We start from the raw sequence: 24,959 nt of genomic DNA on the forward strand, positions 1-24,959 counted from the left end.
GGTCAGACCGCCTTCGGGCCGGAGGCGGCGGCCGGGGCACCGGCAGGGGTGCCCGCGTGCGCCCGGGCGGCGGCCACGGTGACCGGCCGGTCGATGAATCCGGTGCGGTGGAAGATGTCGGCGGCTTCCTGCTGTTCGGCGATGAAGGCGTCGCTCACGGCCTCGATCTTCCACGGAAGGGCGCGCAGGGCGGTCTCCCAGTCGTCGGCGCCGCCGCCCAGGTCGGCGGCGGCGATCTCGGCCGCGGCACGGGGGTGGGACGCCGCCCAGTCGTCGGCGCGCCGGAGGGCGCGGGTGAGTGCGTCGACGACCTCCGGCCGGTTCTCGGCGAGTTCGCGCCGGGTGAAGAAGACGGACCGGTCGGTGATGACGTCGCCGGTGGCGACGAGCGTACGCAGTCCGCCGGTCCTGCGCGCGGCAGCCAGCTGGGGCCCCTGGGCGACCCAGGCGGCGATGTCCCCGGAGCGGAGCAGCTGTTCGCTGTCGTCGGTGCTGCGGACCGCGGTGATGTCGTCGGCGTACGAGAGTCCGGCGTCGTCCAGGGCCTTGGCGATCAGGTGGGTCTGCCAGGACCCGATGGCGAGGTGGACGGTGGTGCCCTTGAGGTCGGCGACCGTACGGACGGGGCTGTCCACGGGGACGAGGAGCGCGCCGTGCCCGGGGCGCGGGGCGGACACGGCGGTGTAGACGAGGTCGTGGCCCGCCGCCTGGGCGGTGACCGGCGGGGTGGAACCGGTGCCGCCGAAGTCGATGACGCCCTGGGTGAGCAGCTCACCGGTGCGGACCCCGTTGGTGTACGGGTGGAAGGCGACCCTCTCGCCGAGTACGGCCAGCTCCTCCTGGGCGATGCCGAGGCGGGTGAGGTGATAGAGGTGGAAGAGGGACGGGTTGCTGCTGTGGACACCGATGGTGATGGTCATTCAGATCACTCCGACTTCGGCGAGTTCGACAGGGGCGGGGGCAGGTGCGGGGGACGGCGAGGGGGCGGGGGCGGCGTCGACCCCGAGGTCGTTCAGCAGCCGGCGGCGCAGTGCCGCGAACGCGGGATCGCCGGGATCCCTCGGCCGGTCGACGTCGACGGTCTCGTCGGTGACGAGCCGCCCGTCGCGCAGCACGGCGACGCGGTCGGCGAGCCGTACCGCCTCGTCGACGTCGTGGGTGACCAGGAGGACGGCGGGGCGGTGCTTGCGGCACAGCTCTCCCACCAAGTCCTGCATCTTCAGCCGGGTCAGGGCGTCCAGCGCGGCGAACGGCTCGTCCAGTAGAAGCAGTTCGGGCTCCCGCACCAGTGCCCGCGCGAGTGCCACGCGCTGGGCCTCGCCGCCGGAGAGGGTGCCCGGCCAGGCGTCGGCGTGCCGTTCCAGGCCGACTTCGGCCAGGGCCCTGAGCCCGTGCGCGGAGCGGTTGCGGGGCAGTGCGACGGTCACGTTGGCGAGGACCTTCTTGGACGGTACGAGGCGGGGCTCCTGGAAGACGATGGTGCGGGCCTCGGGGACGAGCACCTCTCCCCCGTCGGCGCCGTCCAGTGCGCCCAGGATGCGGAGCAGGGTCGTCTTGCCGCTGCCGCTGGCACCGAGCAGGGCGACGAACTCGCCCCGGGCGATGTCGAGCCGGAGGTCGTCGAGCACGGCCCGGGTGCCGAAGACCCGGCGCAGTGCGCGGACCCGTACGGCGGGCCGTGGTGTTCCGTCGGTCATCGTGCCTCTCCTTGCGGGCGCCGCCAGGGCATCAGGACACGTTCCAGCAGCCGTACGAGGATGTCGGCGGACAGTCCCAGGAGGCCGTAGATCAGGATGCAGACGGCGAGGATGTCGGTGCGGGCGTAGCTCTGCGCCTGCGACATCAGGTAGCCGATGCCCGCGGTTGCGTTGATCTCCTCGGCGGCGATGAGGGCGATCACGCTGAGCGTCATGGACAGGCGCAGTCCGGCGAGGAGCGACGGCAGGGCGCCGGGCAGGACGACCTCCCGCACGACGGCGAGCCGGCTCATCCCGAAGCTGCGCATGGCCTCGACGAGCTTGGGATCGGTGTTGCGTACGCCGCTCGACGTGGACACGTACATCGGGAAAGTGGTGGCGACGGCGATGAGCAGGATCTTGGCGGTCTCGTTGATCCCGAACCAGACCATGAACAGCGGAACCAGTGCGAGGAAGGGGATGGTGCGCAGGGTCTGGAGCGAGGAGTCGAGGAGCTCGTCGCCGAGCCGGGTGAATCCGGTGGTGATGCCGAGAACCAGTCCGGCGGCGAGCCCGATGAGCAGGCCGATCCCGGACCGGGTCAGGGAGGTGGTGAGGGCGTCGGGCAGCTGCCCGTTCCCCCACAGCTCCCCCACGGCCCGCAGCACTTCCGCGGGCGACGCCAGCACGTCGGGGGTGAGCAGCCCGGTGGCCGAGGCCGCCCACCACAGGACGAGCAGGGCCACGGGTCCCAGCGCGCGGACGGTCAGGGCGAAGGAACGGCTGCGCGGGGTACGGAGCTGGGGCCGCGGGGTGACCAGGCCCTCGGTGGCCGCCTCGGAGACCGCGCTCATGTCAGCTTCTCGACGTCGAGGAGGTGCGCGGCGACATCGACCTGTTCCTTCGTGACCTTCTGCTCCGCGTAGAAGGCGGCGACGGCTTCGAAGCGTTCGATGTCCTCGGGGCCGATCGGGTCGACGGTGCCGCCCTTGGCGATGATCTCGGTCTGCACCTCCGCGGCCTTGCCGGTGACGGCGGTGGGGCCGACGTCGGTGAAGACGTTCAGATAGGCGGCGGGATTCTTCTTCTGGCGGGCGCTGGCGTCGTGGAGGTACGCGTAGAGCGCCTTGACGACCTCGGGGTGCTTCTCGGCGAAGCCCGTACGCACCGCGTTCAGGCTGTAGTTGTCGGAGCCGATGGCCGCGCCGTCGGCGACGAAGTGGGCCTTGCCGCTGCCGATCTCGGCCACCGCGTACGTGGCCCAGACGGCCCAGGCGTCGACCTTGCCCGCGTTGAAGACGGCGGCGGTCTGGTCGGGGCGCAGATAGACCCGGTCCACGTCGCCCGCCGGGATGCCGGCCTTGGCGAGTGCCTTGAGCAGCAGGTACTCCCCTGTGCCGCCCTGGTTGACGGCGACCTTCCTCCCCACGAGATCGGCGACGGAGTCGATGCCCGAGCCGTCGCGGACGAGGATTCCCTCGCCCGTCGCGTCCGGGTCGACGGCGGTGAAGAACTTGAAGCCGGGGCGCTGGGCGAGGGAGGTGACGCCCGAGGTGATGGAGCCGGTGGCGAAGTCGAGCTGGTCGGCGTTCATGGCCTGGGCGGCGGGGGCGAAGGGGCCCGCACTGCCGGTCCACTCCGCCTTGGCGCCGGCTTTGCCGAGGGCCTTGTCGAGGCTGCCGTCCCTCTTGCCGACGGCGAGGACTCCGGAGTTGCCGGGGTCGGGGATGCGTACGGTGACGGTGCTCGCGGCGCCGGATCCGCTGTCGGCCCCGGACGTTCCGCAGGCGGCGAGGGCCAGGAGCGCGGTGACCGTGAGGAGTGCGGGGGCGAGGGCGGTACGGCCCGGTCGGTGCGGGTTCATGGTGACTGTGGTCCTCGGGGTTCGGGGATGGACGTGGGGACGGGGTGGAGCCGGGCGAGAGCCGCGGCCCGGCGCAGCGGCTCGGGGTCGGCCCACGCCGCGATGTCCACGGGCTCCGGGAGGAAACCGTGGGCGCGCAGCGCGGTCTCCTGCGCGGCGAGCAGGCCGAGCCGCTCGGCCGACAGGTCGGGGTGCAGGCTGAGGTGGGTGCCGGGGCGGTAGGCGCCCACGACCCCCTCGGCCCCTGCTCCGGTCTCGGCGCCGAGGATGCGGTCGACCTCGGCGGGTTGTCCGGTGGCCCAGTCGGCCGCACGGAGCAGGACGGCGAGGAAGCGGTCGACGAGTCCGGGGTGGTCGTCGAGCAGCTGCTGGTGGACGGTGATGGGGCGGGGGGTTCCGTTGTTGACGCGGAACCGGCGGTCGGGCAGCTCGTCGAGTTCCACGGCGACCTCGGCCCCGGCCCGGCGGGCCGCCTCGACGGCGAGCGCGCCCTTGACGTACACCACGTCCACGTCGCCGCGCCGCAGTGCGTCGAGTTCGGCCGCCCACTGGCCGTCGTACGCGCCGGCGGGCACGTCGACGAGTGCGGCGTCGTCCAGGGTCAGTCCTGCGGAGCCGAGGACGCCCTCGAATCCGCGTAGCGCCATGGCCCGCCAGAAGTCGATGGCGAGGGGGTGCGAGGGCACGGCGAGCCGCAGTCCGCGCAGGGCTTCGGCGCCCCGGGTCCCGGATCCGGGGGCGACCAGCACGGCCTGGCGTTCCTCGATCCAGGTCAGACCGACCAACCGGGTCCGCCCGCCCCGCGAACGGGCCCACAGGGCAGGTACGTTGCCTCCCTCGCGGAACAGCCCCGGCAGGGCGTGGGTGTAGTGGGCGGCACGGTCGGCGTCGGGGCCGGCGTCCTGGAGGGAGCGCACGGCGATGCCGTCGGGGGCGAACTCCTCGCTGAGCCAGTGCCGGTCCGCGGCGATGCCGGTCGCGGTGGGTACGGGACAGCGGGTGAACCAGAGGGTGCTGGGCAGGACGGCGGAACGCGTCATGGATTCTTCCCGGGGATCGGCGAAGCGGGGGGTCGGCTGAGCAGGAAGGGCGGCCAGGCAGGAGGTTTCGGCGAGACGGGGGGTCGGCCAGGCAGGGGGTCGGCCAGGCGGGAGGGCTCGGCGCGCGGGCACCGCATCCGGTATCGGCACGGTCACCGTGCGCCGCGGGACACGCTCCGGAAGGAGCGGCGGGGCGGGTGAACGGCCGGCCCCGGTCCACGGGGAGCGTCGGCGAAGAGAGAACCGCGGAGCTTCGGGAGCTCAGCGACAGGCGGCGCTGGAGACGCGCGCCAGGTCGATGTGACGGCGCAGCGTGAGGGTGAGCGGGACCGGAGCGGTGGTGCCCTGGGTCGTGGCGCGGGGGCCTGCCATGGCACTGCTCCTTCCCGTTCGCCGGTGGTGAGGGCTGCAGCCTGCCACGGGGGCGCCCTCACTCACAACTGTCTTCCCATGATGTGGGATCGACTGTGAACAGAGTGTTTCACGAGTGCGCTCGACGCCTTTTCAGCTCCCGTAATGTGGCAACCATGGGGGCCTCTTCCCCCTCACGAGCGGAAAGCGGGTCACCATGACGGAGGCCGCGGCGGTGCGCGCACCCGGCGGAGCCCAGGCCGTGCTGCGCGCACTGGACGTCCTGCACTGCTTCCACGACAACGGCCCCGACCTGAGCGCCTCCGACCTCGCCCGCCGACTGGAGCTCTCGGTCTCCACGGCCCACCGGCTGGCCCGCACCCTCCTCGGGGCGGGCTTCCTGGAACAGGACGCGCGCACCTCGCGCTACCGGCTCGGGCCCGCGGTGACGGAGCTGGGCCGGCTCTCGTACCACCAGCGCGGGCTCCATCTGGCGGCCCCGGAGCTGACGGACCTGGCCGAGCGCACGGGGGCGACGGCCGACCTGGCGCTGCGCAGCGGCCCGCACGCGGTGATCGTCGCGGGCGGCTCGGTCACCCCGCGCACGGGACTGCGCCGACCGCTGCACTCGACGGCGCTGGGCAAGGTCCTGCTGGCCTGGGCACGGCCGGGCGAGGGCGGACCGGCCGCGCTCCCGCCCCTGCGCGCCTTCACCGACCGTACGATCGTCGAACCGGCCCTGTTGCAGGCCGAGTTGGCGCGTGTGCGGGCCGCGGCGTACGCGCTCAACGACGGCGAGTCGGCGCTCGGGGTGCGCACCCTGGCCGTCCCTGTGCTGGACGGTGCCGGCCACGCGCGCTTCGCGCTCGCCGTGCGCGCCACCCCGTCCGTGATCACCGACGAACGAACGGACTGGTTCCTCGACGAGGCCCGGTCCTGTGCGCGTGCCCTGGAGGTACTGCTGCTGACCCCGGCCGAGCGCAGGGCGCCCGCCCGGTGAGGGACCGCCACCCACGTGCCCGTGGCACGATGGGGCGCGCCCGGGAAGGCGGCGGGCGGCCGGTCACGGAGGGGCCGCGGGACAGAAGGACGTACATGACACAGGCAGGACCCACGGGCCCGGACGTGCCCTCGGGAAGAGCCGCCCGTGAGCTGCTCCAGGACGCGGACCGGCTCGTCACCACGGCCCGCGCGGTACTGGACGACCACGCGGGGGCGGTCGGTGCCGCGCGCACCGCGCTGGCGCCCCTCCTCGACGACCTGGTGGACCGGGAGCTGGCCGGCATCCCCCTCGCCCGGCTCGGGGACGTCACGGAGGGCCGGTTGCGCCTCGGCGCGCTGGAACAGGCCGGTTATCTGACGGTGGGCCGGGTGCACGGCACCGGGCGGTACGAGCTGCGGCAGATCCCCGGTGTCGGGGCGCGGACCGCGGACCGCGCGCTGGCGGCCGCCCGGCAGATCGCACACGCGGTCCGGGACACGGTCGCCGTGCGGATAGACGCGCAGACGCCGGACGCGGCCACGACCGCGCTGGTCATCGCCCTGCACCGGCTGGTCGACGCGGGTCCGGACGCGCCCCGGGCCGCGACCGCCGCCCGGCGTCTCCTCACCGGGCTGGAGCCGGGGCTCGCGGCGGCCGAGCCCGCCCGGAGACGGCTGCGGATGCTGTTCACGGGGCGGGGTGCCCGTGCGGAGGCGCTGGCCGCGGTCGCCTCCGTACGGGCGGCGGTGGCGGAGGCCGCCGCCCGCGAACTGCCCCTGCTGTTCGGGCAGGTGTCGGTGGACCTGCTGCGCGGGCCGGCGTCGGAGGCCGAGGCGTGGGTCGACTTCGAGCTGCGGTCCGCCGAGTACTACAGCCTGCTCGCCGAACTGTCCGGTGCCGGTCCGGACCGGGACGCCGCCGAGGGGTTCCTGCCCGCCGGGATCGCGGACCGGGTGCGCGGGCTGCGGCTCGACGACACGCATCTGCGGGTGTCACTGCGCGGGTACCAGTCCTTCGGCGCCCGCTTCGCGCTCGCCCAGAAGCGGGTGATCCTCGGGGACGAGATGGGGCTCGGCAAGACGGTGCAGGCCATCGCCGCCCTCGCTCATCTTTCCGCACGGGGGGAGACCCACTTCCTGGTGGTGTGCCCGGCGAGCGTACTGATCAACTGGGGGCGGGAGATCCGCGCCCGCTCCACCCTGCCGGCCGTGCCGGTGCACGGGCCGGAACGCGACGACGCCTTCGCACAGTGGCGGGCGAACGGCGGGGTGGCGGTGACCACCTTCGACGCGCTGGCCGCCCTGCCCGAGGGACCGGCCTGCGGGATTCGGCCCGGCATGGTCGTCGTGGACGAGGCCCACTTCGTGAAGAACCCCGCCACCCGGCGCTCCCGCGCGGTGACCGGCTGGACGCGGCACACCGACCGGGTGCTGTTCCTGACCGGCACCCCGATGGAGAACCGCGTGGAGGAGTTCCGCAGCCTGGTACGCCAGTTGCGCCCCGAGCTGGTTTTGTCCGTCACCGCCACGCACGGGGTCGCGGGATCGCACGCCTTCCGCAGGGCCGTCGCCCCCGCCTATCTGCGGCGCAACCAGGACGACGTCCTGGCGGAACTCCCCGCGCTCGTCCAGGCCGACGAGTGGGAGGAGTTCTCCGCCGCCGACCTGACGGTGTACCGCGAGGCGGTGGACGCCGGGCACTTCATGCGGATGCGCCGCGCCGCGTACGCCCGCCCCGAGACGTCCGCGAAGCTGAACCGGCTGCGCGAGCTGGTGACGGAGGCCGAGGAGAACGGGCTCAAGGTCGTCGTGTTCTCGTACTTCCGCGAGGTGCTCCGCACGGTCCGGGAGGCCCTGGGCGACGGGGTGTTCGGGCCGCTCTCGGGGAGCGTGCCGGCCGCGCGCCGGCAGGGGCTGGTCGACGCGTTCGGCGCGGCGGACGGGCACGCTGTGCTGCTGAGCCAGATCCAGGCGGGCGGTCTCGGGCTCAACATCCAGGCGGCCTCGGTGGTGATCCTGTGCGAGCCGCAGATCAAGCCCACGATGGAGCACCAGGCGGTGGCCCGTACCCACCGCATGGGGCAGATACGGACGGTCCAGGTGCACCGGCTGCTCGTGGCGGACAGCGTCGACCAACGGATGCTGGACATCCTGGCGCGCAAGGACCGGCTCTTCGACGCGTACGCCCGGCGCAGCGATGTCGCCGAGGCGACGCCCGACGCCGTCGACGTGTCGGACGGGGCGCTCGCCCGGCTCGTCGTCGAGGAGGAGCAGCGGCGGATGGCGGCCGGGGACTGACTCAGTGCTCGTGGGCCCCGTCCGCATCGTCCGCACCATCCGCATCGGACGCACCGGACGCACCGGACGCACCGGCGGCGTGGTGCGGCGGGTCGTAGCCGGGGACCGTGCCGTCCGGTTTGGCGACCAGTAGCAGCCCGGCCATCCCCATGTCGGAGTGGCTCTGGACGTGGCAGTGGTACATCCAGGCGCCCGCGCCCACGTGTTCACCCGCGATGATCTGGAAGCCGAACGAGTCGGCGGGCCCGCAGATCTTCGTGTCGACGACCCGGCTGGGATCGTCGGGGCCGGTGAGCAGCCCGGTCCTGTTGTCCGCCCAGCGGTGTCCGTGGATGTGGAACGTGTGGTAGTACTCCCCGTGCGTGATCATCACGACCTCGACCCGGTCGCCCACCGTGGCCTCGAAGTCGGGGCTCTCGTGCGCGGCCTTGTTGTTGATCGTCATGTCGTTGAAGACGATCGTGAGCGTCTTGTCGGGCAGGACGTCTCCCTTGCGCCGGACGACGAGGGGCCCGTAGAGCCCCTTGCGGATGCCGCCCGTGCCGTGGTCCGTGCCGACGACGTGGTCGTGGTAGTGCCAGTAGCCCGCGCTGCCCGCCCGCCAGGTGCCGTCCTTCCGGCGGCCCGGGGTGTGGGTGCGCCAGGTGTAGGTGCGGGTGCCGCCGGGTTCGACATGGCTCCGGTTCATCCGGGTGCCGTCGCTCGCGATGTCGTAGTCGACGCCGTGGACGTGGAGGCTGGCGTCGACGTCCGTGGTGTTCTCGAACTCGATGTGCAGGGTGTCGCCCTCGGTGATCTCGATGAGGGGCCCGGGGACCGACGCCTCGCCCTTCTCGAAGCCGTACCCCAGCTGACCGCCCGCCAGCTTCTCCGCGTACAGCTTGAGGTGCTTGACGGCGCCTCCCGCCGGGGCGGTCTTCGCCGGGTTCTCCGCCGAAGTCGCCTGGACCGCGCCGAGTGACATCGATGTCACCCCGGTCGCCGCCGCCACGCCGCCACCCACCAGCATCCGCCGGTTGAAGGTCCTACGGTCCATGCCGAACTCCCCACTGCGCTACGGAAACTGACGGGCCTCTCCCTCGGAACGGCCACACCGTAGCCGGGGGATCAGCGTTTATCCACACTCAGGACAAAGTTCGTTTGATTACTGCCACACCTATTGGCGATGCACGAAAAGAGGTCTAGCTTCGTGCGCTGTCGCAGTGACCACGCAGGTGCAGTGACCAGAGAAGTGACCAGAGAGGGGTGGGTGACCACATGCAGCGCACACCACATCACAGGTCCAGATCGCGACGGGGCCTCGCGGCGACGGTGGCAGTCGGCGCACTGACCGCGTCCCTGCTGGGCGGTAACGCCGCCAGTGCCAGTCCCTACCCGGATCCGGGGCTGAAGGAACGGATCGCGACAACGTTGTCCCTTCCTTCGCCTCCAGGCGGGGCGAACGTCAGGGTCCTGGTCTTCCACGCCTCGGCGGGCGAGGAGTCCCCGACCGTGGACGCGGGGATCGCCGCCATCGAGAAGATCGGGCTCAGCGGTCCGGAGGCCGGGCGCTTCAGGACCGTCGCCACCGACGACGCCGGGGTCTTCACCAACGGCAGGCAGCTCGGCAGGTACAACGCCGTCGTCTTCCTGACCGGCGGCGGCGACGTCCTCGACCCGGAGCAGGAGGCGGGTCTCGAGGCGTACATGGAGGCGGGGGGCGGTTTCCTCGGCATCCATGACGCGGCGCGCACCGAGCCGTACTCCGACTGGTTCACCGGCCTGGTCGGCGCCCGTCCGGCGGCCGGCGGCCCGGCGACCGTCCAGCGCGCCACGGTGGAGATCGGCGACCGGCAGCACCCGGCGACGAAGAACCTCCCGCCGGAGTGGAAGCGCCCCGACAAGTGGCTGAACTGGAAGGACAACCCCTCCGGGGACGTCCACACCGTGGCCCGCGTCCGGGAGATCACGTACGCGCCCGGCACGAGCGCCAACGGCTGGGACCACCCGGTCTCCTGGTGCCGCGACTACGACGGCGGACGGTCCTTCTACACCGGCATGGGCGGTACGGTGAGCAGCTTCGCCGAGACCGACTTCCGGGACCATCTGCGCGGCGCGCTGGCCTGGACGAGCCGGCTCTCGCAGGCCGACTGCAAGGCCACGATCGACTCCCACTACACCGCTGAGCGTCTCACCCAGCCCAACCAGCCGGGGCAGAACGACCAGATCGGTGAGCCGCACGGCCTGGTCACCGCGAAGGACGGCCGGGTCTTCTACATCGGGCGCGGCGGCGCCGACGGTGACCAGCCGGTCGTCACGGACTGGAACAACCCGGACATCGGCAAGGGCAACGGCGAGATCCACGTCTACGACCCGGCGACCGGGAAGGTCACCCTCGCGGGCCGACTGAGCGTCTTCGGCAACAAGGGCGGCGGCGACGAGCTGGTCAAGGTCGAGGAGGGCCTGCTCGGCATCGAGCTGGACCCGGACTTCGCGTCCAACGGCTGGGTGTACCTGCACTACACGCCGCACGCGAAGATCGACCGCGACAAGCGGATGGCGACCCGTCAGGTCTCGCGTTTCACCTTCGACAGTGCCACGGACAAGCTGGACCTGGCGTCCGAGAAGGTGCTGCTGAGCTGGCCGGTCCAAATCCACAGCTGCTGCCACGCGGGCGGCGGTCTGGCCTGGGACTCGAAGGACAACCTCTACATCGCCACCGGTGACAACAACTCCTCCGGTTTCAGCGGCGGTTACTCCGGCAACAACCCCCAGCCGAACTACAAGGGCGTCTCGTTCGCCGACGCCCGCCGCACCGCGGGCAACACCAACAACCTCAACGGGAAGATCCTGCGGATCCACCCTGAGGACGACGGCACGTACACCCTGCCCGCCGGCAACCTCTTCACCGGCGAGGAGCCGGACGAGGGCGGCGGCAAGACCCGTGGCGAGATCTATGTGATGGGCGTGCGCAACCCGGCCCGGATCTCCGTCGACACGGCGACCGACACCCTGTACGCGGGCTGGGTCGGCCCGGACGCAGGCGCCCCCAGCACCACCTGGGGTCCCGCCAAGTACGACACGTTCGCCGCGATCACCCAGGCCGGCAACCACGGCTGGCCGTACTGCATGGGCAACAATCAGCCCTACCGCGACCGTAATCTGCCGGACCCCACCAAGCCGCTGGGCTGGTACGACTGCGACCACCCGAAGAACGAGTCCCCGAACAACGACGGCCTGGTCAACCTGCCGCCGGTCACCTCGAACACCATCTGGTACTCGCCCCAGGGCGGCGGCGTGGACTACCCGCGCGACGCCGACGGTGTCCCGAGCTACGAGGTGGAGGATCAGAAGCAGCTCCTGCCCTGGCTCAAGGGCGGCGGCCAGGCCACCATGAACGGCCCGGTCTACCGCTACGACGCGTCGAGCACGAGCGAGGCCAAGTGGCCTTCGTACTGGGACGGCAAGTGGTTCGTCGGCGACTTCTACGACGACACCCAGCCCCGGCACGCGGTGATCACCGACCCGAAGACCGTCGGCAAGGGCGGCCTGCCCACGCACGCCGAGTCCCTGAAGAAGATCATTCCGGTCGGTGCCGACGGCATCCGCAACCTGATGGACTGGAAGTTCGCCCCGGACGGTTCGCTCTACGTCCTGGACTACGGGCGCGGCTTCTTCACCTCCGACTCGAAGTCCGCGCTGTGGCGCGTGACGTACAAGGGCGGCGGCCCGACCCCGGTCGCCGCGGACCTGGCCAGGAAGGCGGCAGCGCAGTGAGACACCGTTCACTCCTCGCGCGACAGCGGTACGGACCCGCACGGGTGTGGCTCGCCCTGCTCGGCTCGTTCCTGATGGTCCTCGGGCTGACGTCGACGGCCGCGTACGGCCGGGAGGACAACCGTCCGGCGACCGCCGCCGACCAGGTCCTCACCTGGACGGCGGGCGACCCCATCGACCACTACCTGTCGGCCCCCAGGACCGCGGTCGCGGGCCCGGCGACGATCGTCTTCGAGAACAGCACGGCCACCGGCAACACCACGGGCATGCCGCACACGCTGACCTTCAGCGTCTCGGACGTGGAGTTCAACAACGACGTCCCGCTGAACATCCTGGCCAACCCCAGTGACAGCGAGGGCGGTAAGCACAGCGTCGAGGTCACCCTCACGCCCGGCCGGTACTTCTACCACTGCACCATTCCCGGCCACGGGTCCATGCAGGGCATCCTCACCGTGACCGAGGGGGGCGGCGGCGAGGACACCACCGCCCCCGAGACCTCGGCGACGGTGGACGGCGACAGGAACACCGACGGCGCGTACATCGGCCAGGCCACCGTCACCGTGGCGGCGACCGACGCGGATTCGGGCGTGGACACCGTCGAGTACGCGGTCGGGGCCGACGGCGCCTGGCAGCCGTACACCACGCCCGTCGTGGTGAACGAGGTCGGCGCGCACACCGTGCGCTACCGCGCCACCGACAGGTCGGGCAACGTCGCGGCGGAGAAGTCGGTCGACTTCGCGGTCGCGGCACCGCCCTCGGACGACGGGACACCGCCGGAGACCTCGGCGACCGTCTCGGGCGAGAAGGACGAGGGCGGCGCCTACCTGGGCATGGCCACGGTCACCGTGACCGCGTCCGACACCGAATCCGGGGTCAACACCATCGAGTACGCGATCGGGGCCGACGGCGCCTGGCAGGCGTACACCGCTCCCGTGATGGTGCACGAGGTGGGCACCCACACCGTGCGCTACCGCGCCACCGACAGGTCCGGCAACGTCGCGGCGGAGAAGTCCGTCGACTTCACCGTCGTCGAACCGCCCTCGCAGGACAGGACGCCGCCGGAGACCTCCGTGGCGGTGACGGGCGACAAGAACTCGGACGGCGCCTTCATCACGAGCGCCAGGGCCACGGTGACCGCCACCGACGCCGACTCGGGCGTGGAGAGGACCGAGTACTCCCTGGACGGGGGCCCGTACCTCGCGTACACCGCGCCCGTCATCGTGGACCGCGTCGGCCACCACACGTTCGCCCACCGGGCGACGGACAAGGCCGGCAACACCTCGGAGGCGAAGCGGGTGTCGTTCACCGTCGCGGAGAGCGGCGGCGTCCCGGCGCCCAACTGCCCGGAGTTCGACGAGCGGCTCACCGTCATCGTCGGCACGGTCGACACCGGTGTCCCCAACCGGATCACCGGCAACCGCTGCACGATCAACGAGCTGATCGAGGACGAGAAGGACTGGTCCTCGCACGCGCTGTTCCTCAAGCACGTCGACAAGGTCCTCGACAAGCTGCTCACCGCCGGGGCGATCGACGCCCGGGAGCACAGGAAGATCTACCGGGCGGCCAAGCAGTCCGGCATCGGCAAGCCGGGTCAGGACGAGGGCTACCGCAAGCTCTTCGACGGCACGGCGGAGTCCCTCACCAAGTGGCAGCAGGTGGGCGGCGGACGGTTCGGGCTGAACGCCGAGGAAGGCTCGATCACCAGCTCCACCACCGTGGACGGCATGGGCATGCTGTGGTTCCCGGGCAGGCAGTACGGGGACTTCTCGCTGAAGCTCCAGTGGCGCGACGACGCCCCGGGCACGGGCAACGCCAACGCGGGAGTGTTCGTCCGCTTCCCCGACGTCCACGACCACCCGGAGGAGTCCCGTCCGGAGTGGGTCGCCATCAAGTACGGCCATGAGATCCAGATCAACGACCGTCCCGACGGCGACATGTACAAGACGGGGTCCGTCTACGGCTTCGACCGGGTGGGTCTCGGCGGCGCCGGGGTCACTCCCAAGGGCACCTGGAACGACTACGAGATCCGGGTCGTGGACCAGCACTACTCGGTCTACCGCAACGGTGTCCTGGTGAACGAGTTCGACAACAACGGCGGTCAGGCCTTCACACCGCCGCGCGGCGACGACCCGGGTACCGACGGCCGGCGGTTCGCCTCCGGTTACGTCGGCCTCCAGGTCCACGGCACCACGGACGTGGTCTCGTACCGCGACATCCGTATCAAGGAGCTGTAGCCGGCGGGAACCCTCAGGTGGCCGCGGCCGCATGCTCCGGCATGTGGTCGCGGCCTCCCGGGTGCCGGTGGCGCCACACCCAGAAGACCGTGCCGGCGACCAGCGACCAGACCGCCAGCACGAGGTACGGGAAGACGTACTGGTGGCCCTGGTAGTAGACCGCCGTGTGCTGGGCGTTGACCGAGGCTCCCGGCGGCAGCCAGCGGCCGATGTGCCCGAGCACCGAGGGCAGCAGCGGCCAGGACACCGCGCCGCCGGACGACGGATTGCCGAGCAGCACCATGACGCCCCAGGTGGGGATCATCGCCCAGCGCCCCATCAGGGTGTTGAACATGGTGAAGACCATGCCCGACGTGAACATCGTGAACGCCAGGATCAGCCAGGACTCGGCGAACGGCAGGTCCACCGCGCCGAGCAGCCAGTCCACGACGGCCGCGATGGCGAAGCCGCCGAGGAGGGCGTAGCCGACGGTGAAGACGATCCTCTCCATCGGGTTCAGCTCCTTGGCGTTCACGCTGAGCTGGATCGATCCGACGAAGCCGATGATGACGGCTGCGAGCGAGATGTAGAACAGCGCGAGGCCGCGCGGATCGCCCTTCTGCTGCGGCTTGACGTCCGTGACCGCGAGCGGGACGTCGACGCGCCGGGCGACCTCGACACCGGACTCGCCCAGCAGCTGGGCGACGGTGGCGCCGGACGCCGCCGCGACGTCCAGGGCCACCCCGCCCCGCCCGAGGGGCCGCACGATCGCGAAGACCTTCTGCTCCTCCAGCGCCTCACGGGCGTCGGCCCGGGTGGTGTACCGGTGGAGTTCGAGGGAGGCGTCGAGCGTCTCCTGCATCCCGTCGACGAACCGGTCGACGCCGGGGGCGGCGGGGCCCCCGGTGACCAGGGCGGCCGGGATGCGGTGCGGGGTCGGATTGGCGAGGGCGTAGGTGTACGAGCCGGCGAAGAGCCCGGCCGCCGCCGCGATGATGAGGGTCAGCACCACCGCCGGGAAGTACGGCGACCGCTTGTACTGCTGCCACTTCTCACGCCGGGTCAGGGTCCTGCCGTGCGCTCCGTGCGCTCCGTGCGCACCGCGCGCTCCCTGCGTTCCGTGCTCCGCGGAGCTGCCCGGGCCGCTGGGGCTGTCGGGGCTGCGGGAGCTGTCCGGGCCGCTGGGGCTGTCGGGGCTGTCGGGGCTGCGGGGGCTCACTCCTTGCCGTCCTCGCCGTGCCGGGCGCGGCTGGGCTGGACCCGTTTCGGTTCGCCGGGCATCTTCGGGTACTCCGGCGGGTAGGGCAGGTCGCCGAGCTCGTGCTCGTGCTCGTCCCGGTGCGCGAGCTCCAGCAGCCGGTCGAGCCGGAAGGCGTGGTCGTCCATGTCCGCGTGCAGATCGCCCACCTCCGCGTACCGCACGGGCATGGTCCGGATGTCGAAGTCGCGGGGTTCGGCGTCGTCGATCTCCTCCCAGCGCAGCGGTGCGGAGACCGGGGCGTGCGGGAACGGGCGTACGGAGTAGGCGGAGGCGATGGTGCGGTCACGGGCCGTCTGGTTGTAGTCGACGAAGATCCGTTCGCCGCGTTCCTCCTTCCACCACGCGGTGGTCACCCGGCCCGGCATGCGGCGTTCGAGTTCCCGGCCCACCGCGATGGCGGAACGCCTGACCTGGGTGAAGGTCCACTCGGGCACGATGGGTACGAAGACGTGGATGCCGCGCCCGCCGGAGGTCTTGGGCCAGCCGCGCAGCCCGTGGTCGTCCAGCACGGACCGCAGCTCGTGGGCGGCCCTCACCGCGTCGGAGTAGTCGGTGCCCGGCTGCGGGTCGAGGTCGATGCGCAGCTCGTCGGGGTGGTCGGTGTCGGCCCTGCGCACCGGCCACGGGTGGAAGGTGAGGGTGCCGAGATTGGCCGCCCAGAGGACGGCGCCGAGCTCGGTGGGGCACATCTCGTCGGCGTGCCGGCCGCTGGGGAATTCGATCCGGGCGGTGGGCGTCCAGTCGGGGAGGTTCTTCGGGGCGCGCTTCTGGTAGAAGAAGTCACCCTCGACGCCGTCCACGAAGCGCTGGAGGGTGGTCGGCCGCTCACGCAGGGCGCGGAGGATCCCCGGCCCCACGGCCAGGAAGTACTCGGCCACGTCCCTCTTCGTGTAGCCCTTCCCGGGGAAGTACACCTTGTCCGGGTTGGACAGCCGCACGGGCCGCCCGTCCGCGTCCAGCTCCACCGCTGCTCCCATGTCGGCCACCGTAGACCGGGCCCACATATGCCGCATATCGGGAGACATGCTCTCCGGGGCGGTCCAGAATCGGGCCATGGACCTGCCGGTGATGCCCCCTGTGAAACCCATGCTCGCCAAGTCCGTGTCCGCGATCCCGCCGGGTATGCAGTACGAGGCGAAGTGGGACGGCTTCCGCGTGATCGTGCACCGGGACGGCGACGAGGTGGTCCTCGGCAGCCGGACCGGGAAGCCGCTCACCCGCTACTTCCCCGAGGTGGTCACGGCGGTGCGGGAGAATCTGCCGCCGCGCTGTGTGATCGACGGGGAGATCGTGGTCGCCCACGAGGGGCGGCTGGACTTCGACCGGCTGAGCGAGCGCATCCACCCGGCCGACTCGCGGGTGCGGCTGCTGGCCGAGCGGACGCCTGCCGGGCTGGTGGCCTTCGACATTCTCGCGCTGGACGACGAGTCCCTGCTCGACGCCCCGCTGACCGAGCGGCGGACGGCGCTGGAGCGGGCCCTGACCGCCGCGTCGGCGCCCGTCCACCTCGCCCCGGCCACCACGGACCTGGCCCTCGCCCAGGAGTGGTTCGAGCGGTACGAGGGGGCGGGGCTCGACGGGGTCGTCGCCAAACCGCTCGCTCTGCCGTACCGGCCGGACGTACGCGCGATGTACAAGATCAAGCACGAGCGGACCGCGGACTGCGTGGTGGCGGGCTACCGGTTCCACAAGAGCGGACCGGTGGTCGGCTCGCTGCTGCTCGGCCTGTACGACGCCGAGGGCGCGCTCCAGCACGTCGGGGTGTGCGCGGCCTTCACCATGAAGCGGCGCGCCGAGCTGGTCGAGGAGCTGGACCCGCTGCGGATCGAGCCCGCCGCACACCCGTGGGCCGCGTGGGCCGACGCGGCGGCACACGAGGGTGCGCGGCTGCCGGGCGCGCCGAGCCGCTGGTCGGGCAAGAAGGACCTGTCCTGGGTGGCGATCGGCCCCGAGCGGGTCTGCGAGGTGGCGTACGACCACATGGAGGGTGACCGCTTCCGCCACACCACCCGGTTCCGGCGGTGGAGGCCGGACCGCACCCCCACCGGCTGCACCTACGCGCAGCTGGAGGAAGTGGTGCGGTACGACCTGTCCGAGGTGCTGCGTCCGGGATGACGGTCAGGCGGGCGGCGCACAGGGGTCCTCCGTCACCGCGTCCGTGGTGGACGGGTCGGGGTCCGGCGAGCCGGTGGGGCAGCCCGGGTCGGAGGTGCTGGGCTCCGGGTCGGGCGTGGCCGTGGGGTCGGGCGTCGTGGTCGGGTCCGGCGAGGTGGTGGGGTCGGGGGTCGTCGTCGGGTCCGGGGAGCCGGTGTCGGTCGGGTCGGGGCCCGGGCCGGTCGGGCTCGGGGATCCGGTGGGGTCCGGGCTGCCGGAATCCGTGGGCGAGGGCGTCGGTGTGGCGGTGGGCGACGTGGAGGGGCGGGGCGTGCTGCTGGGCTGCGGACCGACGACGATGCCGCCGCCGTTGCCCTTGCCCGGGCTTCCGGGGCCGCCGACCGGGGCCTTCGGCTCGGTGGGGCCGCCCGCACCGGGGCTCTGCGGGATCACGCCCCTGCCGTCGGTGACGGGGTGGGCTCCCTCGCGGTAGAACTCCAGCCAGGACAGCACCGTACGCAGGTAGGTGTCCGAGTGGTTGTAGCTGAGGATCGCCCGGTCGAGGTCGCCGCGCAGGGACAGGTCGCGGGTCCCGGCGCAGAGGTAGTGGCCCGCCGCGAGGGCCGCGTCGACGATGTTGTTGGGGTCCTCGCGTCCGTCGCCGTTGCCGTCCTGCCCCCAGTGAGCCCAGGTGGAGGGGATGAACTGCATGGGGCCGACGGCCCGGTCGTAGCGGGTGTCCCCGTCGTACGCCCCGTCGTCGGTGTCAGGAATGTTGGCGAATCCGGCGCCGTTGAGGACCGGGCCGAGGATCGGGGTGAGGGTGGTGCCCGCCGCGTTGACGCGTCCCCCGCGCGCGTGGCCCGACTCCACCTTGCCGATCGCCGCGAGTAACTGCCACGGCAGTCGGCAGCCCGGGTCGGTGCGCCCGAGGGCCGTCTGTGCCTTCCGGTAGGCGGCGAGGACGGTGGTGGGGATGCCGGCCTCGGCCCAGGCCCGGGTGACGGCCGCGCCGGGCTTCGTCACGTCCTTCTTCGGCGGCTCGGGCGACTTCAGCGGTGGCAGCTCCGTGTGGTAGCTGTCGTCGTTGGGCGCCTGGGTCCAGACGACGTCGTCGGCCGCGACGTTCTTCATGTCGTCCGCGGCACCGATGTCGGTGAGCCCGGGGGCCTGGGACGCGGTGAGCGCCGCCATGGCGGCGACCGCGGTGGCCGTGCCGCTGAGTCCGCGGCGCATGGTGCCGTTGAACCTCATGTGTCTCCCTCTCCCCGGGTCATCGGGTGAACGTGTCGATGGCCGCGATCCGCCAGGTGTCCCCGCGGTGGACGGCGTCCACAGCGAACATGGCCGCCGCGTAGGTGGTCTCCTCCCCCTTGCCCGTACGGGTGTTGCTCTGGTCGGCGTAGATCAGCAGCCGGGCGCGGTCGCCGTCCAGGAACTCGACGCCGCTCTCGGTGACGGTCGTGGTGAGCACGAGTTTCTGCTTCGGTGCCTGCGCGCGGACCTCGGCGAGCATGTCCTCGTGCTGCTGCACCGCGGCGCCGACCAGATGGCGTTCGGCCGCCCGGTCGGACTTCTCGGGCGAGGCGTAGGTGTACGAGAACACGGCACCCACGGCCTCGGTGATCTGGCCCTTCACCTCGCTGGTCCGGCTGATGTCGGTGAGCGCGGTGTTCTGCCGGACGGGGTCGTCGCGCAGGGTCGCGGCGGAGGTGAACGACCAGACGGCGAAGGCGCCGAGGAGCACGGTCGCCGCGCAGAGGACGGCGGGCAGCCGGACGCGGAGGCGGGGCAGTCGCCTGCGGGGCGGCCCGGGCGGGTCGTCCGCGCTCTCCTCCGCTCTCTCTGCTTCCCTGGTCCTCTCCGTTTTCTCGCCTTCCTCGGTCTCCTCGACAACGGCCGCGCCGTCGGCGGGCGTGTCCTCCTGGGCCGTGGCGTGCGGGGCGGGTTCGTCGGCGGGGCGGGTGCGTTCCGGTGCGGTCGTCGCGGCGACGGTGGCCAGCCGTCGGCGGCGGTTCACGAGGTGTCGGGTGGTCGACATGGCGGAGGTCCTCTCGGAAGGGGGTGAGGGCGGCGGGTCAGCCGGCGGCGTTGCCGACGGGTGCCTGGCCGAGGGCGCTGAGCTTCCACCCTTCGGAGGTGCGGGTGAGCTGCCCGAGCATCCGGCTCTCCTTCACCGCGGGCTTCCCCTCCGGCGCGGTCACGGTGACCCGCAGCGCCACCATCACCCCGGCCCGGCCCGCCCGGTCGTCCAGTTCGGTCACCGCTCCCGACAGGACCTCGGCCGTGCTGACCGTCCTGGCCGCCTCGATCTGCTCGACGAACGCGTCGCGCCCGTCGACGAGTTGCTTGTGCAGATCACCGGTGGTCGAGTCCTCCCAGCTGTCGAGTCCCTCGTCGAGCTCGTGGTGGTCGAGCGTGTTCATGTTCTGCACGGCCTGCTCCCCCGCGGCCAGCGCGTCGTCGCGGGCCTGCGCGTAGGCCGCCGAGTCGTCGTGCGCGGCGTCGTAGCGGGACCAGCCGCCCCAGCCCGCCGCGCCGGCCGCCGCGACCGTCAGCACGATCGCTGCCGCCACCAGCGGATTCCTCGTCGTCCGTACCCGTGCCATCGGTGCCTCTTCCCTACCTGGAGGTGATGTCGACGATTCTCCAGCGTCCGTCCCGCAGCCGGGCGGTGACGGACAGCTGGGCCGCCGCCGTGGTGGCGGCCTTCCCCTCGCGCTCGTACACCTGGTCGAGGAAGACGAGCAGGTGGGCGTTGTCGCCGCTGAGCCGGGTGACTCCGGCGCGTACGACGTGCGTGGTGAGCGTCAGCTTCTGGTCCGCGGCCTGCTTCTCGACCTGGCCGAACAGGGCCGCGTACTGCTGGAGCGCCTTGCCCGCCAGGAGTTGCTTCGCCGACTCCTTGGTGACGGCGGTGGCCTGCGGGCTGTACGAGAAGACCTTGCCCAACGCGTTGCTGACATCGCCCGCGACCCGGGTGGTCGCCTCGCTGTCGGTCAGCGCGCGGTTCGACGTGGCGGGGGTGTCGCGGAGCTGCCGGCCCTCGACGAAGAGGGCGCCGCCGGTGACCAGGAGGGCCACGGCCAGGACGGCGGCGACGGTACGGGGCCACCGCACGCGGCCGGGCGCGGGGTCCTCGGTGGCCTCTGCCACCGTCTCCGTGTCCGCCTCCTGGACGGGTCCGCTGCCGGTGCCTGGTCCCGTGCCGGTGCCAGGTCCGGTGCCTGGTCCGGTGCCGGTGCCCGGTCCGGTGCTCACGGTCGTGGTCCCTCCGGTGTGCTTCATGTGCCGCTCCCGACCGGTATCGCGTCAAGTGCCTTGATCTTCCAGCCCTCCCCGGTCCGCGCGAGGGTCGCCTCGAAGCGCTTGCGCTCGGTACCGGCCTTGCCGGTGCGCGGGGTGACGGCGACGTCGACGGTCGCGATCAGCGCCGCCGTCCCGGCCCGGTCGTCGAGTGCGGTGAGCGCCGCGTCGGTGACCTTGCCGTGCGCCGTGGCGCCCGCCTCGACCAGTTCGCCCGCGTCCTGCTTCCGGGTGCTCCGCAGCCGGTCCCGCAGGGGCCCGGTCGAGGCGGCCAGCCAGGCCTCCAGTCCCGCCTCGACGCTCGTGGCGTTCTTGCCGTCCATGGTGGTGAGCCGGGCCAGGTGCCGTTTCCCGTCGGCGAGTGCGGCGTCGCGGCTCTTGGCGTACGCCAGGGTCTCGTCGCCCCGCGCCTCGGTGTACGACCAGCCGCCGAGTGCGCAGACCAGGACGGCGGCGAGCAGGGCGGCCCAGCCGCTGAGACTCCTCGTACGGGCCGTCACGCGCCGCCTCCCAGGCCCAGCAGCCCGGCGATGCCGGCGGCCGGCCTGCCGGTGTCGCCCGTGGTGCCGAGCGCGCCCGGGAGTGCGGATCCGCCGTTGCCCAGGAGCAGCGAGCCGGGCCGGGCCGGTTCGGGCACGGGGCCGCCCCTGGGTGCGTTCGCGCTGCCCCGGACGTTGATCCCGGTGCCGGGCGGGGAGGTGCAGCGGGCCTTGCTGTTGACTGCGGGGGCGGGTGAGAGGTCGGTGCCGGGGCGGTAGGTGGTCGAGCCGTATCCGGCGGTGCAGGGCAGGGGTTCGAAGAAGGTGACCGACAGTCCGAACCGCGCCCCGTCCTCGTCGACGACGCTGGCGCCGGCCGCCGCGACCGCGGGTATCTTCACCAGGAGTTCCTCCAGTCCGCGCTGCCGGGTGACGGCGATCTCGGACGTGGTGAGGAGGTTGGCGACGACGACTCCGAAGCTGGGATCGAGGTCGCGGAGCAGGCCGCTGATCTGTTCGGTGGCGTCGGGGGCGGCGGCGATCAGCCTGCGCAGGTCGGTGTCGGATCCCTTGAGTTCAGCGGCCAGTTCCTTGGCCCCGGAGGCGAATCCCCTGAGCGCGTCGCCCTGTTCGGCCTGCGTGCGCAGCACGGTCTCGCCGTCGGCCATCAGTTTGGTGGTGGTCGGCAGGGACTCGTCGGCCGCCTGGACGAACTCGCTGCTGGTGTCCAGGAGTACCTGGAGGTCGTCGCCACGCCCGTCGAACGCGGCCCCGAATTCGTCGACGACGGTGCGCAGGGCCTCCGCGTCGACGGAGGCGGTCAGGTCGTTGACGCTGGTGAGGACGTCGGTGACGGGTGCGGGGATGGTGGTGTCGGCCTGGTCGATGACCGAGCCGTTCTCCAGGAAGGGGCCGTCCGGGCGGGTGGGCCGCAGGTCGATGTACTGCTCGCCGACCGCGGAGAGGTTGGCGACGACGGCCCGCAGGCTGTCCGGGATGCGTGGTGCGTCGTTCTCGATGCGCAGCTCTGCCTCGACGCCGTCGTCGGTGAGCTCGATCGGCCCGACCGTGCCGACGGACACGCCCCGGTAGGTCACGTCGGAGTGGGTGTAGAGGCCGCCGGTCTGCGGCAGTTGGACCTTGACGGAGTAGTAGCTGCGCACGCCGACGTAGTGGCCGAGGTCGGCGTACCGCACGCCGAGGTAGCCGAGCACGAGCACGGCGACGACGAGGAAGGCCACGTTCTTGAGGCGGACGCCTGGTGTGATCATCGGCGGGTGCCCTCCGGTTCCGGAGCGGTGGCGGACGTGTCGCCCGGAGCGGTGGCGGACGTGTCGCCCGGTGTGGCTCCGGACGTCGCCGGGGTCGTCCCGCCGCCGGGTGTCGCGCTCGGGGCCGTACCGGATGTGGTGACCGAGGGCAGGGGCAGCGGGAGGGCCGAGGTCCTGCCGGCGGGCGTGGCCGGAGGGGCGTCGGGGTCGAGGGCGGGGATGAGCTGGGTGCCCGGCATGGCCGTCACGTCCAGGTAGACGTTGAGGTAGTCGCCTTTCACCCCGCGCAGGACCTCGTCCGTGAACGGGTAGGTGAGCAGCACCTGGAGGGAGTCCGGCAGGTCGTCGCCGGAGTCGGCGAGCGCCCTGAGGGTGGGGGCGAGGGCCTTGAGGTCGGCGATCATGTCGGCCTTGCTCCGGTTGATCGTGTCGACGGCGACGGTGGAGAGCGTGTCGAGCGCGCGCAGCATGGTCAGGAGCGAACCGCGCTGTTTCTCCAGGACCTTCAGGCCGGGGCTGAGCCCGGTGAGGACCCTGCCGACGTCCTGTTTGCGGGTGGCGAGGGTGGCGGCGAGGCGGTTGACGCCGTCGAGTGCGTCGGTGATGTCCTCCTTGTGGTCGTCCAGATCGGTGACCAGCGTGTCGACGCGGCTCAGCATCGAGCGGATCTGGGGTTCCTGTCCCGCGAGTGCCTTGTTGAGTTCGGTGGTGATGGTCTTCAGCTGGGCGACGCCGCCGCCGTTGAGGAGCATCGACAGGGCGCCGAAGACCTCTTCGACCTCGGGGTTGCGGTTGGTGCGGGCGAGGGGGATCCGGTCGCCGTCCGCGAGGGCGCCGCGGGCGGTGCCGGCCGCGGGCGGCGAGAGCTGGACGTACTTCTCGCCGAGGAGGCTGGACTGTTCGAGGTGGGCGTAGGCGTTGGCGGGCATCTTGATGTTCCCGTTGACGCGCATGGTGACCTTGGCGGTCCAGCTGCCGGGGGTGAGGGAGATCTTGGTGACCCGTCCGACAGCGACGTCGTTGACCTTCACGGAGGACTGCGGGGCGAGGCTGAGGACGTCCCCGAATTCGGCGGTGATCTCGTACGGATGGTCGCCGAGGTCCGCGCCCCCGGGCAGCGGCACCTGGTCGATGCCGGTGAACGTCGGCATGTCGACACTGCTGACGACGAGTGCGCAGCCGACGCCGACGGCGAGCAGGGCGGCGAGGCCCGTGGTCGCGCGGGGACCCGGTCTGCGCAGGGCGCGGCTCATCGGTTCGCCCCTCTCTCCTTCGCTGCGGTCTTCTCCGGGGTGCCGTAGACGGTGCCGACGGCGGGGAGCGGAAGTGCGGGCAGCGACTTCTGCCGGGTGGCGTCGACCGGTGACAGCCCGTTCAGGCCGGGGGCCTCGGCCTCGGTGAGCGGCCCTCCCATGGACAGTTCGTTGAGGTTCGTACGTCCGTTGAGCGTGCGGTTCACCGGGTCGTAGGCGTTGAGTACGTTGCCCGCGGCGAGCGGCAGGGTGTCGAGGGACTCGGCGAGCGAGGCGCGCTGGTCGACGAGTGTCTGGGTGAGCGGCACCAGGAGGTCCACGTTCTCCTTGAGGGCGCCGCGGTTCTTCTGGATGAAGCCCTTGACCTTCCCGAGCGCGGTGCCGAGTTCCTTCAGGGCGGCGCTGAGGTTCTCCTTGTCGTCGGCGAGGAAGCCGGTGACGGAGTTGAGTTGCTGTTCGGCCGCGCGTACGTCGCCGTCGTTCTCCTTCAGCATCGTGGTGAAGGTCTGCAGGTAGGCCAGCGTGTCGAAGAGGTTGCCGCTGCTCCTGTCGAGGGTCTTCGTCGCCTTGCCGAACTGCTCGATGGAGTCCCCGATGGCCTTTCCGTTCCCGTCGAGGTTCTTCGCCCCGGTGTCGAGGAGTTCCGCGAGCGCCCCGTCCGCGTTGGCCCCGTCCGGGCCGAGTGCCGTGGAGAGTTCGGTGATCGAGGCGTACAGCTGGTCGACCTCGACGGGGGTGGCGTTCCGCGCGGCGGGCAGGACCGCCTCGTCCTGGATCAGTGCTCCGCCGGTGTAGGCGGGGGCGAGCTGGATGTACCGGTCGGCGACGAGGCTGGGCGCGACGACGACGGCGTGTGCCTCCTCGGGGACCTTGACCCCCTTGTCGAGGCGCAGGGTGACCCTGACCTCCTCGCCGCGCGGGTTCACGGACTCGACGGTGCCGACCTTCACGCCGAGGACGCGCAGGTCCGAACCGGCGTACACGCCGGTGGCCTGGTCGAAGTAGGCGGTGATCGTCGTCGTTCCCTCCTCGTCCATGGCCATCACGCCCGAGGTGGCGGCGACGGCCACGACGGCGAGTCCGGCGCCGATGCCGATGATGCGGGTGCGTCTCATG

At 71.9% G+C, this 24,959-nt stretch carries 22 protein-coding genes; 5 read left to right on the forward strand and 17 right to left on the reverse strand.

The genetic code is table 11. The features are described 5' to 3' along the window. Positions 1-2: 2 nt before the first annotated feature. From ACFWVP_RS15605 to ACFWVP_RS15630, 6 genes are all read right to left on the reverse strand, one after another. Positions 3-920 carry an ABC transporter substrate-binding protein gene (locus tag ACFWVP_RS15605; RefSeq protein ID WP_384496936.1) on the reverse strand — a complete coding sequence of 306 codons (918 nt, stop codon included), beginning with the start codon at positions 918-920 and terminating at the stop codon, positions 3-5. After that, on the reverse strand, positions 921-1,697 hold the full coding sequence (locus tag ACFWVP_RS15610) for an ABC transporter ATP-binding protein (RefSeq protein ID WP_384496938.1): 777 nt from the start codon (positions 1,695-1,697) through the stop codon (positions 921-923). Beyond that, positions 1,694-2,530, reverse strand: a complete 837-nt coding sequence (locus tag ACFWVP_RS15615; protein ID WP_384496940.1) for an ABC transporter permease — start codon at positions 2,528-2,530, stop codon at positions 1,694-1,696. The genes ACFWVP_RS15610 and ACFWVP_RS15615 overlap by 4 nt, the downstream gene beginning before the upstream one ends. Beyond that, positions 2,527-3,540, reverse strand: coding sequence for an NrtA/SsuA/CpmA family ABC transporter substrate-binding protein (locus ACFWVP_RS15620; protein WP_384496942.1), 1,014 nt, complete (start codon positions 3,538-3,540; stop codon positions 2,527-2,529). The genes ACFWVP_RS15615 and ACFWVP_RS15620 overlap by 4 nt, the downstream gene beginning before the upstream one ends. Next, positions 3,537-4,580: an ABC transporter substrate-binding protein gene (locus ACFWVP_RS15625; RefSeq protein ID WP_384496944.1), complete on the reverse strand. Its 1,044-nt coding sequence runs from the start codon at positions 4,578-4,580 to the stop codon at positions 3,537-3,539. Before ACFWVP_RS15625 ends, ACFWVP_RS15620 begins: the two co-directional genes overlap by 4 nt. Positions 4,581-4,841: 261 nt before the next feature. Next, entirely contained in the window at positions 4,842-4,952 is a 111-nt protein-coding gene (locus tag ACFWVP_RS15630; RefSeq protein ID WP_384496946.1) for a putative leader peptide, read from the reverse strand. 196 nt (positions 4,953-5,148) lie between these two features. On the opposite strand from ACFWVP_RS15630, the gene ACFWVP_RS15635 reads away from it, so the two are divergent. Continuing rightward, positions 5,149-5,931, forward strand: a complete 783-nt coding sequence (locus ACFWVP_RS15635) for an IclR family transcriptional regulator (protein ID WP_384496948.1) — start codon at positions 5,149-5,151, stop codon at positions 5,929-5,931. Between the two features lie 95 nt (positions 5,932-6,026). Then, positions 6,027-8,210, forward strand: coding sequence for a DEAD/DEAH box helicase (locus ACFWVP_RS15640; protein WP_384496950.1), 2,184 nt, complete (start codon positions 6,027-6,029; stop codon positions 8,208-8,210). A gap of 1 nt (position 8,211) precedes the next feature. On the opposite strand, the gene ACFWVP_RS15645 is transcribed toward ACFWVP_RS15640, so the two are convergent. Next, on the reverse strand, positions 8,212-9,246 hold the full coding sequence (locus ACFWVP_RS15645) for a multicopper oxidase domain-containing protein (protein ID WP_384496952.1): 1,035 nt from the start codon (positions 9,244-9,246) through the stop codon (positions 8,212-8,214). Positions 9,247-9,521: 275 nt separating this feature from the next. Here ACFWVP_RS15645 and ACFWVP_RS15650 point away from each other — a divergent pair, with 275 nt between their 5' ends. Continuing rightward, the gene (locus ACFWVP_RS15650) at positions 9,522-11,966 is read left to right on the forward strand and encodes a ThuA domain-containing protein (RefSeq protein ID WP_384496954.1); all 2,445 of its coding nucleotides are present in this window, start codon (positions 9,522-9,524) and stop codon (positions 11,964-11,966) included. Continuing rightward, the gene (locus tag ACFWVP_RS15655) at positions 11,963-14,200 is read left to right on the forward strand and encodes an OmpL47-type beta-barrel domain-containing protein (RefSeq protein WP_384496956.1); all 2,238 of its coding nucleotides are present in this window, start codon (positions 11,963-11,965) and stop codon (positions 14,198-14,200) included. Before ACFWVP_RS15650 ends, ACFWVP_RS15655 begins: the two co-directional genes overlap by 4 nt. A gap of 13 nt (positions 14,201-14,213) precedes the next feature. On the opposite strand, the gene ACFWVP_RS15660 is transcribed toward ACFWVP_RS15655, so the two are convergent. Beyond that, the gene (locus ACFWVP_RS15660; RefSeq protein ID WP_384497147.1) at positions 14,214-15,245 is read right to left on the reverse strand and encodes an ABC transporter permease; all 1,032 of its coding nucleotides are present in this window, start codon (positions 15,243-15,245) and stop codon (positions 14,214-14,216) included. 149 nt (positions 15,246-15,394) lie between these two features. Beyond that, on the reverse strand, positions 15,395-16,405 hold the full coding sequence (ligD, locus tag ACFWVP_RS15665; RefSeq protein ID WP_384497149.1) for a non-homologous end-joining DNA ligase: 1,011 nt from the start codon (positions 16,403-16,405) through the stop codon (positions 15,395-15,397). 88 nt (positions 16,406-16,493) lie between these two features. Between ligD and ACFWVP_RS15670 the strand changes: the two genes are divergently transcribed. Continuing rightward, positions 16,494-17,555 (forward strand): ATP-dependent DNA ligase, encoded by a 1,062-nt coding sequence (locus ACFWVP_RS15670; RefSeq protein WP_384496958.1) that lies wholly within the window; start codon positions 16,494-16,496, stop codon positions 17,553-17,555. 3 nt (positions 17,556-17,558) lie between these two features. Here the strand turns inward: ACFWVP_RS15670 and ACFWVP_RS15675 are convergent, their stop codons facing one another. The 8 genes from ACFWVP_RS15675 to ACFWVP_RS15710 are packed head-to-tail and all read right to left on the reverse strand — an operon-like array spanning position 17,559 to position 24,958. Then, complete coding sequence (locus ACFWVP_RS15675) at positions 17,559-18,788, reverse strand: lytic transglycosylase domain-containing protein (protein WP_384496960.1); 1,230 nt, start codon at positions 18,786-18,788, stop codon at positions 17,559-17,561. A 19-nt stretch (positions 18,789-18,807) separates the two neighbouring features. Continuing rightward, positions 18,808-19,575, reverse strand: coding sequence for a hypothetical protein (locus ACFWVP_RS15680; RefSeq protein WP_384496962.1), 768 nt, complete (start codon positions 19,573-19,575; stop codon positions 18,808-18,810). 37 nt (positions 19,576-19,612) lie between these two features. Beyond that, a complete protein-coding gene (locus tag ACFWVP_RS15685; protein WP_384496964.1) occupies positions 19,613-20,110 on the reverse strand; it encodes a nuclear transport factor 2 family protein in 498 nt (165 codons plus the stop codon). 46 nt (positions 20,111-20,156) lie between these two features. Next, positions 20,157-20,822: a hypothetical protein gene (locus tag ACFWVP_RS15690; RefSeq protein ID WP_384496966.1), complete on the reverse strand. Its 666-nt coding sequence runs from the start codon at positions 20,820-20,822 to the stop codon at positions 20,157-20,159. Further along, positions 20,819-21,340, reverse strand: coding sequence for a hypothetical protein (locus ACFWVP_RS15695; protein ID WP_384496968.1), 522 nt, complete (start codon positions 21,338-21,340; stop codon positions 20,819-20,821). The genes ACFWVP_RS15690 and ACFWVP_RS15695 overlap by 4 nt, the downstream gene beginning before the upstream one ends. Further along, the gene (locus ACFWVP_RS15700) at positions 21,337-22,590 is read right to left on the reverse strand and encodes an MCE family protein (protein WP_384496969.1); all 1,254 of its coding nucleotides are present in this window, start codon (positions 22,588-22,590) and stop codon (positions 21,337-21,339) included. The genes ACFWVP_RS15695 and ACFWVP_RS15700 overlap by 4 nt, the downstream gene beginning before the upstream one ends. Further along, complete coding sequence (locus tag ACFWVP_RS15705; RefSeq protein WP_384496971.1) at positions 22,587-23,843, reverse strand: MCE family protein; 1,257 nt, start codon at positions 23,841-23,843, stop codon at positions 22,587-22,589. The genes ACFWVP_RS15700 and ACFWVP_RS15705 overlap by 4 nt, the downstream gene beginning before the upstream one ends. After that, a complete protein-coding gene (locus ACFWVP_RS15710; protein WP_384496973.1) occupies positions 23,840-24,958 on the reverse strand; it encodes an MCE family protein in 1,119 nt (372 codons plus the stop codon). The genes ACFWVP_RS15705 and ACFWVP_RS15710 overlap by 4 nt, the downstream gene beginning before the upstream one ends. Position 24,959 lies beyond the last annotated feature (1 nt).

Origin of the sequence: Streptomyces sp. NPDC058637, from assembly GCF_042717325.1 — a bacterium.
Classification (GTDB): domain Bacteria; phylum Actinomycetota; class Actinomycetes; order Streptomycetales; family Streptomycetaceae; genus Streptomyces.